The 14,396-nt window shown below is 52.6% G+C and carries 10 protein-coding genes; 3 read left to right on the plus strand and 7 right to left on the minus strand.

Annotation, left to right across the window (positions count from 1 at the left end; translation table 11 throughout):
• Position 1: 1 nt before the first annotated feature.
• Positions 2 to 742, minus strand: coding sequence for a helix-turn-helix transcriptional regulator (locus ACF8D4_RS05795; protein WP_156020585.1), 741 nt, complete (start codon positions 740 to 742; stop codon positions 2 to 4).
• A gap of 343 nt (positions 743 to 1,085) precedes the next feature.
• Here ACF8D4_RS05795 and ACF8D4_RS05800 point away from each other — a divergent pair, with 343 nt between their 5' ends.
• The gene (locus ACF8D4_RS05800) at positions 1,086 to 1,781 is read left to right on the plus strand and encodes a hypothetical protein (protein ID WP_156020587.1); all 696 of its coding nucleotides are present in this window, start codon (positions 1,086 to 1,088) and stop codon (positions 1,779 to 1,781) included.
• Positions 1,782 to 1,848: 67 nt separating this feature from the next.
• Here ACF8D4_RS05800 and hutH read toward each other — a convergent pair whose 3' ends face one another.
• Positions 1,849 to 3,501, minus strand: coding sequence for a histidine ammonia-lyase (hutH, locus tag ACF8D4_RS05805; protein WP_392468520.1), 1,653 nt, complete (start codon positions 3,499 to 3,501; stop codon positions 1,849 to 1,851).
• 442 nt (positions 3,502 to 3,943) lie between these two features.
• On the opposite strand from hutH, the gene ACF8D4_RS05810 reads away from it, so the two are divergent.
• Both ACF8D4_RS05810 and ACF8D4_RS05815 read left to right on the plus strand, forming a co-directional pair.
• Entirely contained in the window at positions 3,944 to 5,764 is a 1,821-nt protein-coding gene (locus ACF8D4_RS05810; RefSeq protein WP_335918802.1) for a M14 family metallopeptidase, read from the plus strand.
• Between the two features lie 32 nt (positions 5,765 to 5,796).
• Positions 5,797 to 6,213: a GFA family protein gene (locus tag ACF8D4_RS05815; protein ID WP_107111846.1), complete on the plus strand. Its 417-nt coding sequence runs from the start codon at positions 5,797 to 5,799 to the stop codon at positions 6,211 to 6,213.
• Between the two features lie 74 nt (positions 6,214 to 6,287).
• On the opposite strand, the gene ACF8D4_RS05820 is transcribed toward ACF8D4_RS05815, so the two are convergent.
• The 5 genes from ACF8D4_RS05820 to ACF8D4_RS05840 form a co-directional block, all read right to left on the minus strand.
• Positions 6,288 to 7,625: a coproporphyrinogen III oxidase family protein gene (locus tag ACF8D4_RS05820; RefSeq protein ID WP_025010617.1), complete on the minus strand. Its 1,338-nt coding sequence runs from the start codon at positions 7,623 to 7,625 to the stop codon at positions 6,288 to 6,290.
• Positions 7,626 to 7,882: 257 nt separating this feature from the next.
• Positions 7,883 to 9,469, minus strand: coding sequence for a methyl-accepting chemotaxis protein (locus ACF8D4_RS05825; RefSeq protein ID WP_025010616.1), 1,587 nt, complete (start codon positions 9,467 to 9,469; stop codon positions 7,883 to 7,885).
• A 429-nt stretch (positions 9,470 to 9,898) separates the two neighbouring features.
• The gene (locus ACF8D4_RS05830) at positions 9,899 to 10,879 is read right to left on the minus strand and encodes a formate dehydrogenase subunit gamma (protein WP_392464763.1); all 981 of its coding nucleotides are present in this window, start codon (positions 10,877 to 10,879) and stop codon (positions 9,899 to 9,901) included.
• Between the two features lie 53 nt (positions 10,880 to 10,932).
• Positions 10,933 to 11,502 (minus strand): formate dehydrogenase FDH3 subunit beta, encoded by a 570-nt coding sequence (gene fdh3B, locus ACF8D4_RS05835; protein WP_025010615.1) that lies wholly within the window; start codon positions 11,500 to 11,502, stop codon positions 10,933 to 10,935.
• A gap of 29 nt (positions 11,503 to 11,531) precedes the next feature.
• The gene (locus ACF8D4_RS05840; RefSeq protein WP_025889567.1) at positions 11,532 to 14,384 is read right to left on the minus strand and encodes a molybdopterin-dependent oxidoreductase; all 2,853 of its coding nucleotides are present in this window, start codon (positions 14,382 to 14,384) and stop codon (positions 11,532 to 11,534) included.
• Between the last annotated feature and the right edge of the window lie 12 nt (positions 14,385 to 14,396).

A 14,396-nucleotide genomic window follows, 5' to 3' on the forward strand; every position in this document is an offset into this window, starting at 1 on the left:
GTCAGATCAACTCAAATTGATGGGCCAGATGGATCAGATTTGCCCTGTTGCTGGCACCCAGTTTCTTGCGCATTGACTCCATATGGTATTCAACCCCACGAACACTAATGTGCAGTCGATCAGAGATCTCATGATTTTGTAGTCCGGTTGCGGCCATTCGCAGCACTTTTCTGGCATTGGCCTTGAAGATCCGGCTCTGCAGAAAGGGGTTGAACCTCTGTCTGTCATGTTCAAACAGCAGACTTTGCACCAAGATCAGGGTCTGCTGTACCCGTTCCGGATCCGGCTCGGGACGGCCCGATGCCAGCAATATGAAACGACCAAACCAGGTCGGGTTGGCATAGCTGGGGACAGGAAAGCTCAGAACAGTGTCGTAACCATGTTTGGCAAACAGAGTTTTTACCGGGTCGTGCTCTTGCCAGCGATACCGCCAGGCTTTATCTGCGCTTAAAGACTCGGCAAAGTTACTGTCGCTGCGGGCAAAATGTTCCAGATAGTACTGTTGCAGGGTCGCTATCCTACCGGAGGAAGCCAGTGAGGCTATTGGCCTTCGCAGCCACACTGGGGCGAACAAGCCTTGATTTTCCGGGTGTTCCAAATACTCCCTGGCATTGCTTGGCAGCCCCTGAAACCAGAACCCCTGGAACCCCAGCCTGGCGATCAGCGGGCCGACGGTTTGCAGTACTTGTCTGAAACTGCTCTGTGTTTCCGTGAGTGCAGCCTGATTCAATACTGTACTCATGCGATTACTCCTCAAGAATAAGAATCAAAGCCAACATAACTCAGGCTACGAATTGAACAAAGACAGTTGAAACAGATATTTAGAATAGGCTGCAAAAATGTAACCCCATGTAAAAACTACGGAGTTTTTGACGTTATTTTCACGTCACCTCCTCTATGCTGATAAGGCCAGCTTCGAGCCGCTGTTTATAGCGCATGCCTGCCGCCAATGGCAGCGATAGTGGCCTCGAGCTCACTGAACCCCTGTCTGTCTGCCGCTGAATTTCCGAGCAATGAAACCGTTGACCCTGAAAGCCAAGGCTGTTAATTATATTCGTACTCAGTAAAGTATAAGGATATACAAGATGAACAAATGGATATTATTAGCATGCTTTTCAGCAGGTTACATTTCATCTGCCACAATCGCAGAACCCGTCTCGGGTACGCTGCAACGCATTGAAGCCCATGCGGAATATTTTGGCTTTCAAGATCCGCAAGCCTATCTTCACTTCTCCGCCGAACTGAACCGGCTGATGGCCGGTGACAAGACACTGGGCGAGCCGATACTGTCTTCTGCCACTTACAGTCAAACTCTGGGGGCCGGAATGACCTTCTCGGCTCTTTCCAGTCAACAACGAAGCGAACTCAGGGAGCTGGTTCAGGCGCGTAGAGCCAATATGGCCAAGAGCCTGGGGGTGAGCGAAGCGGCGCTGCAACAGAGGGTTGCGCAATATGCTGCCTATTCACGGCTGAATGCCAGGCTGCATGAGATCCCCATAGCCAAGGTAGTTCAAAACGCCTCACTCAGTGACAGCCCCAGACATCTGGAACTCAGTACAGAACAGCTGGCTGAATTGGGAGAGCCAGACTCACCTATAGCCCAGTTGGCCATTACTCAACTGGCGGCGCAGGCAGGTGTGCCCCAATTCACTCCGTTCGTGGTGCACTTCAGCGCCCGCGGTTCAGAGCAGAGATTTATCTACAATGACTTCTCCGGAGCCTGGAGCATTTCCGCCGAGACGACATGTCCAAGCCGCGAGTGTGGCTCGAAAACCCAGTGAGCAAAGGCTATTCCCGATTCCCTAAACAAAGAGCCCCGGTGGTTAATCCTACCGGGGCTTGGTTTTCTTAGAACTTCATCAGGAACTGAGTCGAGGCCTCGACATCCGGGGTAAACAACCTGTCCTTGTCGTAGTAAGCCACCTGTTTGCGCAGCGCCTTTAACAGTTGTTCATTCTGGGGTGACAACTGCCTGTGGTTCACTTTCTTCTGCAGGTCCATCGCCTGGGCCACCTGCATCAGCTCAAAGCCATAGATGCGTGCCACGCCATCCACCACCTTGCTGAGATTCTTGCCGGCCTGGAAGTAGTTGCTGAAGTTATCCTCGATACCGCCTTGGTTGGCTATACCATAGAAGGACACGGGATTGGCCGCATGGGCTATCTCGACAAACAGGGCGGTGAAGCCATTCTGCAGGGTATAGAAAGCCTGACCATTGGCATCATCAGGGTCGACCAAGGCTCTTGGCAAACCCGTGAAGTAAGGGTCAATCAACTTGATCTGGCGATTACTGGAGTATTTGCCCAACTGCGCCATGGCATTGATAAAGGCCTCGGTCTGGGACGCCAATTGGATGGTATCGAAGTTGGCCGAGGAGTTAATCGCCCCAGATACCGTCCCTTGGGTAAAATACTGTGCCACTTGAGGGGCATCGGCGTAACGTCCGGGTTTGGCATTGATGTAAACCGTAGGATTATCATCAGAGCTGTTAATCTGAATATTCACCAAGGTTTCCAACTGCTGCAACTGAGACATGGCATGGGCCACAGGCCAGTGAGCACCACGATAGGATAGCGCATCCTGCAACGGCCGCTTCTCGTCACGCTGGAATAGATATCCCCCCTCCAGATTGGCCAAAATCTCTTGACCTACCTTCTCGACATTCGGCATAGGTCTGGCCGCCAGGGTATGAGGTAGCAGAGGGCTGATATTGCCGTTGATCCCCTCAAGGGCCGCGGCAATGAGTCTGGGAGAGAATTGAATGATCTGGCGGGCATCACCAATGGCGTTGACCACCTGTGCCGTTGCCAGGGCGTTGTTGGACAGAATCGAGAGTGAGTCCTTGCCAAAGGGCACCAGCGGCTTGATCCCGGCCTGCTTCATCGCCTTGGCGGCAGACATCCGCTGGCCTTTGTAGAACACATCCCACTCGCCCATCATGGCGGCGCCTATGTGTGAGGCCAACAGGATATCACTCAACCCCACAGAGCCATCTTCCGGCACCACGGGGATAATGTCTTCGTTGATAAACTCCTGGTAAATGCGGGCCACGTCCGGCTGCACACCCACATGCCCCGTGGCTATCTGATTCAGGCGGATCGTCATCGCCATTTTCACGGTTTCCGGCGCTATGGGTTGGCCACTGGCCGCCGAGTGGGTAAACAGCATATTGCGGTTAAAGTCTTCCGACTGTTTGCGAGCTTCGGCGCTCAGGGAACCGTCTTTACCAAATACCGGGGTATCCTTGTTCTTGCCCACCCCAACTGTGAGCCCGTATACGGGCGTGCCTTTACGGGCAGAATCTATCAGGAGTTCATGGCTTGCATGAATTGTCTTTCGCGCTTCTTTGCTGAGAGCCACCTGCACTTGTTTATCTTTCAGCTGCAGTAGCTGCGCTATCTTGAGTGACTGACCATCCAGGGTAATCACCTCTGCCGCAGAAGCGCACCCCAGGGGTAAAGCCACTGCCGAAACTATCAATATATTGGATAAGCCTCTCATCAACACTGTTCTCCAAGAATAAAACGACTTAATCAGAACTTATTAAAGTGAACGCCAAAAGCACTATTGATAATTTAAATGGCTGCCACATTAAAGTACTACTTTACTTATATAAGTTATTTATCCAGCAGCTAATAAAAACTGGTATAAATATAAAATTATTTTTAATTAGCTCAGTTAAGAAATTACAACACAGAAAATAACTTAAGAAGCGAGATTGGGTATTTATTCAGACTGGATTGCAAATATGTAAATTACTGCCCTTGAGTGCCGTTTTTTGACATTACTTTGACAAAACAAAATTTAGGGAGGTGCAGTTTGCTTTCATTGCTATAACCACAACAGAAAGGGAGAGTCACTCCGGGTGACTTGCAGGACTCGACAAATTGGTGAAAGATAGAGCGCTTCAACAATAACAATTATCCTGTATCCGGAGCCTTTCATGCGCATGCTGTCCCTGCTCTGGCTCGCTGTCGCGACGCTACCCGGCGCCGCACTTGCCGAACCAGCCACCCAAGCCAACACCTATATCAATGATGCCATTTTGCCGCCGCTCAAACCCTGGAGTGGTGCCAGCGAGGCCTTAATGCGTCCAGCCGACGACGGCTGGGCCACGCCTTTTGAGCAATCCGGCGGTATTGAAAGCCCAAGCTATCAGCAGACCTTTGCCTGGCTGGATAGGCTGATGACCCAAAGCAACAAGCTTAACAAGGTGAGCCTGGGCAAGAGCCCCCAGGGGCGGGATATCTGGATGATAGTAGCCAGCGCCGAAGGTGCTGCCACCCCGGCACAGCTGAGACGTAACCACAAGCCCAATGTTCTGGTGCAAGCCGGGATCCACTCGGGTGAAATTGACGGCAAAGATGCCGGCATGATGTTATTGCGGGATATCATAGTCGGCGACAAGGCCGAGCTGTTGGAACAGGTCAACCTGCTGTTTGTGCCGATTTTCAGTGTCGATGCGCACGAGCGCTCCAGCCAAAGCAACCGGGTTAATCAACGTGGCCCACTGAACATGGGCTGGCGAACCACCAGCCAAAACATCAACCTCAATCGTGACTACGCCAAGGCCGACAGCATGGAGATGCAACACATGCTGACCGCCATCAACGACTGGCAGCCGCAGCTGTATATCGATGTGCATGTCACCGACGGTATCGACTACCAATATGATGTGACCTTTGGTTACAACCTGTCTCAGGGGCTGAGCCCCGCAGGCTACAACTGGCTGCAGCAGGAATATCGCCCGGCGATAGAACAGGCGCTGACCCAGGCAGGTCATATCCCGGGGCCTCTGGTCTTCGCCTTGGACAATACCGATTTGAGCAAGGGCATGTCACTGTGGAATGCCTCGGCCCGCTACTCCAACGGTTACGGCGATGCCAGACACCTGCCGACCATATTGATTGAAAACCACAGCCTCAAGCCGTTTCGGCAACGGGTACTGGGCACTTATGTGATGCTGGAGCAAACCCTCAAGACTGTGGGGGCCAAAGCGACCAAGCTGCGCGCAGCGATAGAGAAAGACAAGTACCGCTATCCACGGCTGGTGACCCTGACCTGGAAGTCACAAAAGCAGGAGCAGGGCTGGGATTTCAAAGGCATAGACTATCAACTGGAACAGAGCCCTATTTCGGGCAAACAGGTGGTGCGCTGGACCGGCGAGCCCAAGCTTTATCCCAACCTGCCGGTAATAGGCAACACAGAGGCGGATATCCGTGTCAGCCGCCCGGCCGCTTACTATATTCCGCCCCAGTGGCAGGAGGCGATTGCCAAGCTATCGCTGCACGGCATTCGTATGAGCCGCCTGGAGCAACCTCAAACACTGAAGCTGCAACAGTATCGCCTCAGCGAACCCCAGTTTGCCGCCAGTGACTATGAAGGCCGCCAGAGAGTCAGTGCCAAAGCCAAACTGGAAAAGGTTGAACTCACCTTGCCCACCGGTACCGTCAAAATAAGCACTGAGCAGCCGCTTGGCGATCTGGCGATGATACTGCTGGAGCCGCAATCGCCCGACTCATTGCTGCAGTGGGGCCTGTTCAACACCATATTCACCCGCACCGAGTATATTGAGGACTACGCGGTTGAACCTTTGGCACAACAGATGCTGGCCAACTCCAAAGCGCTCCAGGCCGAATTTGACCAGGCGCTCAAAGACCCGGCCTTTGCCGCCGATGCCAAGGCCAGGTTACGTTGGTTCTACGAGCGCAGCCCTTACTATGACAAGGCTTACCAGGCTTATCCCGTCTATCGCGCCAGATAGGCCCTGACAATAAGCTATCCAGGAGTCGAGCGATGAAGCAGCAGGATGAGTTACAGGGAGGCTGCCTGTGCGGCGCCATACGTTATCACCTCGAGGGTGAACCGTTCGATGCCGACCACTGTTACTGCAGTCAATGCCGTAAGAGCACAGGGGCTCTGGTGGGCAGTTGGATGGACTTCAAGCTGGAGCAACTCACTTGGCAGGGTGAAGCCGTGCGGGAATATGCCTCTTCGGCCAAGGTCCGCCGCGGCTTTTGCCCCAACTGTGGCACCAGCCTGAGTTATCGCAGTCTCGACCATCCCGAATTTATCAGCTTGAGTATTGCTTCTTTGGATGACCCAGACAGGGTGGCACCCAGATATCATATCTACTGCGCCGACAAACCCGCCTGGCTGGAGATTAGCGACGACTACCCCCGTTATCCCGGTAATCGCAGTCAAGGCGACTAGCCGACGGCAGAAGCGTTATTGCGCAATAAAAAATCCGCCCTGAGGCGGATTTTTATCATTCATTGAACCAAAGATTACATATCACAAGGCTTCAGCGGCTTACGCAGCTGCGCCCGGACATTATCCATACCGGCATAAAACTCTTTCATCATCAGCAGACCCATCATCTTGCCGTTGTCTGTAATGATCAGCTCATCCGGGTTGCTGGGATCATTCTTGATGGCGCCAATCAGCTTCATCGAGCTCATCTCCTTGAACAGGGCTGTGTCCAGATTAACGCCGAAGGTGTCGCGGAAATACTTGCGCGACAGACGACCGGAGAACATCCCCAGCAGGAAACGATACTGCATCACATCTTTCTTGCTGTACTGCTTTTGCTGCTCAACACCCATCTTGCCGCTGGCGATCCGCTCCTGATACTTGCGCAGCGAGAAAGTATTCACATGCAGGGTATCGTTGAGGAAACTGAATGAGCCTGAACCCACACCCAGATATTCGTCGTAGTCGATAACGTACTCGTCAAAGCCCTCATCGTTGGCCTTACCAAAGGCCCAGGCCGACAACTGGTTGTACTGGCCATTGAGGGTATTGAGGATCATCCGGTACTGGTTGGCCATATCGGCCTGAGGCGCAGCCAGTTTCCCTTTGACGCTCTTGCGGGTCTGGTGGGTGATCATCAGGGGATAAGTGGTGATTTGGCGTGGATCCAGTCTGGAAGCCATATCCAAGTCATGCTGGATCACTTCGTCTGTCTGACCGCGGAAACCGAAGATCAAATCGACATTGATAATAGGAAACAGCTCTTTGGCAGCCATGATCTTGTCGAATGTTTGCTGGCCGGTGCCGAACTTTTCCAACCTGTCTGTCATCTTGAGGATGTCATCATTAAAGCTCTGCACCCCGATGGACATGCGGTCAACCAATCCCTTGAGCTGTTTAAAGCCGGGGCTGTCCAAGTGTTGGGGATCCGATTCACAGGAGACTTCCTTGATGGAAGGGAACAGGGTCTTGGCATACTCGATAGTGCGCGCCAGTTCATCTTCCAGCACAGTCGTAGTGCCGCCGCCTATGTACATGGACTCGAAGTCATAGCCCAACTGCTTGACCATATCCATCTCTTTACGCAGCGCCACAAAATAGGCACGGGCCTTGTCTTCCTTGAACAGGAAGCGGTGGAAGGTACAGTAAGAGCAAAGCGTGTGGCAGAAAGGCACATGGGCATAGAGCATGTATTTCTTGCCCTCTACCGGAGCCGGCATCACATCAGCAGAAATAGTGTCCAGCCTCAGGTTCTTGTCAACATAGTACTGCATCACCCGCTCCATGGCCCCCAGCATCCAGTTGGGTACTGTAATATTGGCTTGGTATGGAGTGACCAGTTGGCGATCGAGAGTTTGGATAATTGATGACATAAGGCTTCCTGTTAGTTTTGCTAATCCTTAGATACCACAAACAGTTAGGTGATTTCCAAGGTACTGCCAGCTGTTTGTAGACTACCTCCTGCACAGGAGTCAAAACGTGAACTGGCTAGAAGTTAACAATACCTATCAGTATCGAGAGTGGCGTTTTGTTAAGCAGATCATGTTTTAGCATTAACGGATGAAAAATCAACCTTTCGAGGGGTGCCTTTACACCAGGCAGCAAAAAGGGGTCCGCAGACCCCTTATTTTCAGCTGAGCTTAAACTGTCTGACCACACTGGAGAGCTGATCTTTGGCAGCGGCCAGTGCCGCGGTGCTGCCGAGTGTCGCCTTACCACTCTGATTTAGCTCTTCCACCATTTCGCGAATGACACTGAGGTTGCGGGTAATCTCTTCAGAAACCGAGCTCTGCTCTTCGGCAGCCGTGGCTATCTGGCTACTGAGGCCATTGATATCAAATACATGCTCGGTCAGCCCCTGCAAACTTTCGGCCACCAGAGTCGTGGTATCGGCCGTTGCCTGACAGCTCTGGCGGGTACGATTCATGGCATTCACCGCCGAATCTGCTCCCTGACGCAGCTGTTCCAACATATTGTTGATCTCTGAAGTGCTGGCCTGGGTGCGTGCCGCCAACGCCCTGACTTCGTCTGCCACCACGGCAAAGCCACGTCCCTGCTCACCGGCTCGGGCCGCTTCGATGGCCGCATTCAGCGCCAGCAGGTTGGTTTGCTCGGCAATCTCACCTATCACATCCAGCACACCGGCAATTCTACGGGTGCTTTCATCCATCTCGGCAATGGTCTGGGAGGCACTGTCGACTTCGCTGACCAGCGCCATCACATTGTTGGAAGCCTGTTCGACCGCCTGACGGGACTCATCCCCTTGAGCTCTGGCCTTATCGGTCAACTGTGCGGCGGAGGCAGCATCGTTGGCAACCCCTTGAGCGGTAGCGCTCATCTCTTCAACCGCGGTGACAACCTGGTCGGTTTCCAAGGCGTGGGCCTGCAATGCCGCCGAGTTGGACTCAGACTGCACATTGAGCTCACCGACCTGCTGCGCCATATGTTCCGAGGCTTGGGCGATTTCACGGATCATGACTTGTAATCTGTCGCTGAGCTGATCCAGATCGGCCGCCAGAGTGCAGAGTTCATTCTTGCCCTGGATCCCTATCTTGTGGGTCAGGTCGCCGACCGCCAGCTTGGCGACAGATTGTTGGATCCGGCTGACAATGGCCACCAGATGGCGGCTCATAAGGAGTGCCATCAGCAAGGAAGCCACTATGGCAAACAGGATCAGACCGAGCAGAATAGCTTCGGCATTATCCACCTCGGAAACCGTCATCTGCCCCAATTCCTGGTTACGCTCGGTTATCTGCGCCACCAGCAGATTGATCTCGGCACTCACCTCAGGGCCCAGATCTCGTCTTACCGGAGTGAGAACCGGCTCTGTGCCGGTTCGCTCGGCCAGCGCCAGCTCATCGAAGTAGAGACGGGTGTATCTGTCGATTCCGGGTTTGAGAACGGCGATTCGCGCACCACCATTCTTCATAAAGGCTGTGTCGAATTTACTCAGGCGGGCTATCAGGTCATGCACTCTGTCTTGATGCTGGCGTACCCCTTGAGTGTTGTGCACCAGGGAAGCCAGTCGCAGTTGATAGAACTCTTCGCGGATCCCGGCGAAAGTCTCGGTCAGATTGTTGTTGTTCACCAGACGTTCGCTGACGTCATTGAGTTGGAAAAAAGCACGATAAGCAAAGATGCCGATCACTATAAGTAGCACACTGGACAGCAAAGACGGCAGCATGGATAACACACTGGTTCTGGTATTGTTGATCATGATGGTATCTGATTGAATGAAGAAAAAGATGCGTAACTTTGTTACGTTTGTAGAACCATTTTACATATTGGTGATTAAATAAGCAATCCATCATAATGTCATTAAAAATTGAAATAAATCTTAATAAACATGATGTTGTTTTATTTGAATTGTATTTTTTACACTTTGGAAGTCAAATCGTTAACTATTTTACGGATCAAGTCAGAAATTTTGTTACAAAAACAGTTAAACAGCAGAAGAATTAAGCTAAGGATTAAAATAATTTAATGATTAAAAACAGTTAATTAATGCCAATCACTCAAGAAAATGGCACTTTGACCACCTATTTAGAGGTATAAGTGCCATAAATAAAATAATCACCGCTTTATTTTTCATTATTGATAAAAAAAGCCGTGTCGACTGACACGGCTTTTCTGCAAAGGGCTGGCCTCAGTCTCTGTATTTCAGAGTACCGTTGGCCTTGATCTCGTCATACCACAGGTTGTGGTGCTGAGTTGCCCAGTTTTCATCACAGTAACCGGAAACCATACACTCCATACCACCTTCAGACATAACAGTTGCCATGAAGATATGCACTATGGAGAAGGCACAGATGATGATGGCACTGATTGAGTGCAACACCAGAGCTATCAGGCTCAGGGTACGGCTGGGTTCAAACAGGTTGGGGAACAGCAGCAGCATGCCTGAGGCAGAGATGATCAGCCCAAAGAAGGCAAAGGCCCAGAACCACATCTTCTCACCGGCGTTGGCAAAGCCGGCATCAGGGTGTTTGCCCTTGAAAGGACCGAAGTTGATGTACCCGCCCACGACCATAAACCACTTGACGTCATACATCTTGGGTAACTGGTTCTTGGCCCACAACAGAGTCATCAGCGCCCAGCCGAACATGAAGGGAATCGCCATCACGTCGTGCACTTGCTTGGCACCATTGACCATGGATGCCCAGAAGCCTTCACCCAGATAAGGCAGGAAGAAGAAACGCCCGGCCAACAGCACCAAGCCGGTGAGGATCAGCAGCAAGCAGGGAATCGCCCCCAGCCAGTGAATGCTCACATCAAACTTGGACCAACGATGTACCATCTTGCCGGAGAAACCATGGTGCAGTTTGGAAATACCGTTAACCATGATAAACAGGGCAAAAATGATGATCATGCCGAACAGGGCCAGCATCAACCCGGGGGCCAGCCAGTCGCTGCGCAGTTCCAGTACCCGCAGATCATAGGTGTTGATCGGCTGGTTGTGGAACTGGCTCTGGGACGTGGTGTAACCCGTTGCCCCATCCTTGAGTTGTGCCCAGATCTGGGCGTCGCTCGCTTGTGGTTCCACAGGTGCATCAGCACCATTGGCAAAGCAAACCGCACTGAACAAGAGCGCAATAGCCAAGCCTATGTGTTTGAACCATTTGTTCATATTAACCTCTCTCACCGACCCGGTAGTACCGGGTCGGATATTCGTGCCGTCTGTTACTTCCAGGCGCCGTTTTCGGCACCGCGATAAGCCACACGCTCGCGGTAGATGCCGGAAACCACTTCCGCATCACCGGCCAGCAGGGCCTTGGTTGCACAGAGTTCGGCACACATAGGCAGCTTGCCTTCTGCAATACGGTTGGCACCGTATTTCTGACGCTCGGCATCCGAATGGTTTTCTTCAGGACCACCGGCACAGAAGGTACATTTGTCCATCTTGCCACGGGAGCCGAAGGCACCTGATTTCGGGAACTGAGGTGCGCCGAATGGGCAAGCATAGAGACAGTAACCACAACCGATACAGGTATCTTTGTTGTGCAGCACTATGCCATCTTCGGTGCGGTAGAAGCAGTTGGCAGGACATACGGCCATACAAGGCGCGTCGCTGCAATGCATACAAGCCACAGAGATAGAGGCCTCGCCGGGCTGACCATCTTTGATGGTCACTACACGGCGACGTTGGATACCCCACTCGAGAGCGGAGTCGTTTTCGTTTTTACAAGCGGTGACACAGCCATTACATTCAATGCAGCGCTTGGTATCACACAGAAATTTCATTGTAGCCATAGTGGCAATTCTCCTCGCTTAAGCTGCACTTATGCTTTGACGATCTGACAAAGCGACGCCTTGGTTTCCTGCATCTGAGTCACTGGGTCATAACCATAGGTCAGCGCAGTGTTACAGGATTCACCCAATACGTAAGGCACTGTGCCTTCCGGATAGTTGGGTTCCAGGCTCTCGCCGTGCATGATCCCGGCAAAGTGGTAAGGCATCCAGGTCACACCAGGTTTAACCCTTGGGGTCACCATGGCTTGAACCAGAATTCGGCCGCCTTCGGCGCCTTCCAGCCATACCTTCTCACCGTCACGGATACCGCGGTCGGCAGCATCACCAGGGTTGATCTCAACGAACATCTCCTGCTGCAGCTCGGCCAGCCATGGGTTGGAACGTGATTCTTCACCACCACCCTCGTATTCCACCAGACGACCGGAAGTCAGTACCAGTGGGTACTTGCCACTGACATCTTTCTCCTGAATAGACTTGTACAGAGTCGGCAGACGATGTACCTGCATGTCGTCATAAGTTGGGTACTTGGCTACCAGATCGCGACGGGCTGTGTACAGCGGCTCGCGGTGTACTGGCACCTGATCAGGGAAGGTCCACACGATACAACGGGCCTTGGCGTTACCGAATGGGATACAACCGTGCTTGATGGCAACCCGGACAATACCGCCTGAAAGGTCGGTCTTCCAGTTCTTACCTTCGGCTTCGGCTTTCTCTTCAGCAGTCAGCTCGTCCCACCAGCCCAATTGCTTGAGCAGCTTGTCGGAGAACTCAGGATAACCGTCCTGGATTTCAGCACCTTTGGAGAAGGAGCCTTCGGCCAGCAGGTTCTTGCCTTGATATTCCACACCGTAACGGGCACGGAAGTTACCGCCACCGTCTTTGACGTGCTTGCTTGTGTTATAGAGGATCTGGGTACCTGGATGCTTCATCTCAGGTGTACCCCAACATGGCCAAGGCAGACCATAGGTTTCGCCCTTGCATGGCCCACCTTCGGCTTCCAGAGTCTTGTTGGAGAAAGTGCCCCAATTCATTGTGTGTTGCTTCAAACGCTCAGGGCTTTGGCCGGACATACCGATAGTCCACATACCGCGGTTGATTTCGCGAGTGATGTCTTCGATCAGAGGCAGACCATTCTCTTTCTTGATACGCTTGGTGTACTGCTCGGCGAAGCCCAGTTTCTGTGCCAGACGATACATGATTTCGATATCTGTCTTGGACTCAAACAGCGGCTCGATAACCTGCTCACGCCATTGGATAGAACGGCCTGAGTTGGAGATGGAACCACGGGTCTCAAACTGAGTCGCGGCAGGCAGCAGGTAAACGCCATCCTTACGACGGTGCATAACACCGGCCATAGTTGGGAATGGGTCAACAACAACGACTGTATCCATCTTGTCCAGTGCATCACGCACGTCACGCTGACGGGTTTCAGTGTTGACAGACTGACCCCAGAAGAAGGCCAGGCGCACGTTGTCTTTCTGTGCCAGCTTCTGCTTGTCTTCCAACACACCGTCGTGCCAACGGGAACAAGGAATACCCGGAGTCGTCATAGGTTCGCGGCCCAGGTAGGTACCCTGGTCGAAGCGGCTCTTCATCCACTCCATATCCAGATCCCATACGTGGGTCCAGTGTTGCCATGCCGCAGAGGTCAGGCCGTAGTAACCTGGCAGGTTATCGAACAGCAGACCCAGGTCGGTAGCGCCCTGTACGTTATCGTGACCACGGAAGATGTTGGTACCACCACCGGAAACACCCATGTTACCCAGAGCCAACTGCAGGATACAGTAAGCACGGGTGTTGGCATTACCTACGTGGTGCTGGGTACCACCCATACACCAAACCACAGTGCCTGGACGGTTATCGGCCATCATCTTGGCGGCCTGGTACAGGTACTCTTCGCTACAGCCAGTGATGTTGGCCACTTCTTTAGGTGGGAACTTCTTGGCTTCTGCACGGATGGTTTCCATCTCGAACACACGTTCTTTGATGAAAGTCTTGTCTTCCCAGCCGTTTTCGAAGATATGCCACAACATACCGTAGATAAACGGAATGTCGGTACCCGGACGGATAGAGCAATGCAGATCGGCATGAGCCGCGGTGCGGGAGAAACGTGGATCAACCACGATCAGCTTGGCATTGTTCTTCTCTTTGGCGATCAGAATGTGCTGCATGGAAACAGGGTGTGCTTCTGCAGGGTTGGCACCAATGAAGAAGATGGCGCGGGCATTCTGAATGTCGTTGAAAGAGTTGGTTTGCGCACCATAGCCCCAGGTGTTGGCCACACCGGCTACAGTGGTAGAGTGACAAATACGGGCAGAGTGGTCGACGTTGTTGGTACCCCACATGGCGGCCAGCTTACGATACATGTAGCAGCCTTCGTTGGAGAACTTGGCACTACCCATAAAGTAAACAGAATCCGGACCAGATTCCTGGCGGATCTTCAGCATCTTGTCACCAACTTCGTTGATGGCCTGATCCCAGCTGATACGCTTCCACTTACCGCCTTCAAGCTTCATTGGATACTTGAGACGCTTCTCACCATGGCCGTGCTCGCGCAGTGCAGCACCTTTGGCACAGTGACCACCGGCGTTGAATGGGTGATCGAAGGCAGGCTCCTGACCAGTCCAAACACCGTTTTGTACTTCGGCATACAGACCACAACCTACGGCACAGGCACTACAAATAGTACGCTTGACTTCGATAGGCGCATCATGAGGTACATCTTTGGCTTCGGCACGACGCATCATGCCGGCACCCAGCATAGAGGCGGCAGCGATACCACCGGCAGTAATACCGGCATTCTTCATAAACTGACGACGGCTGATCCCCAGTTTTGGTTTGTCAGCCTTAGGGGCGACATTGGATGTGCGAGTTAACTTCATCGCTTGAGATCT

This window comes from Shewanella sp. YQ_9, from assembly GCF_043103185.1.
Taxonomy (GTDB): Bacteria; Pseudomonadota; Gammaproteobacteria; order Enterobacterales; family Shewanellaceae; genus Shewanella; species Shewanella algae.

Bases quoted from the DNA above. Each gene is read 5' to 3' on its own strand.
- ACF8D4_RS05795 (WP_156020585.1), bottom strand. From the start codon at position 742: ATGAGTACAGTATTGAATCAGGCTGCACTCACGGAAACACAGAGCAGT.
- ACF8D4_RS05800 (WP_156020587.1), top strand. From the start codon at position 1,086: ATGAACAAATGGATATTATTAGCATGCTTTTCAGCAGGTTACATTTCA.
- hutH (WP_392468520.1), bottom strand. From the start codon at position 3,501: ATGAGAGGCTTATCCAATATATTGATAGTTTCGGCAGTGGCTTTACCC.
- ACF8D4_RS05810 (WP_335918802.1), top strand. From the start codon at position 3,944: ATGCGCATGCTGTCCCTGCTCTGGCTCGCTGTCGCGACGCTACCCGGC.
- ACF8D4_RS05815 (WP_107111846.1), top strand. From the start codon at position 5,797: ATGAAGCAGCAGGATGAGTTACAGGGAGGCTGCCTGTGCGGCGCCATA.
- ACF8D4_RS05820 (WP_025010617.1), bottom strand. From the start codon at position 7,625: ATGTCATCAATTATCCAAACTCTCGATCGCCAACTGGTCACTCCATAC.
- ACF8D4_RS05825 (WP_025010616.1), bottom strand. From the start codon at position 9,469: ATGATCAACAATACCAGAACCAGTGTGTTATCCATGCTGCCGTCTTTG.
- ACF8D4_RS05830 (WP_392464763.1), bottom strand. From the start codon at position 10,879: ATGAACAAATGGTTCAAACACATAGGCTTGGCTATTGCGCTCTTGTTC.
- fdh3B (WP_025010615.1), bottom strand. From the start codon at position 11,502: ATGGCTACAATGAAATTTCTGTGTGATACCAAGCGCTGCATTGAATGT.
- ACF8D4_RS05840 (WP_025889567.1), bottom strand. From the start codon at position 14,384: ATGAAGTTAACTCGCACATCCAATGTCGCCCCTAAGGCTGACAAACCA.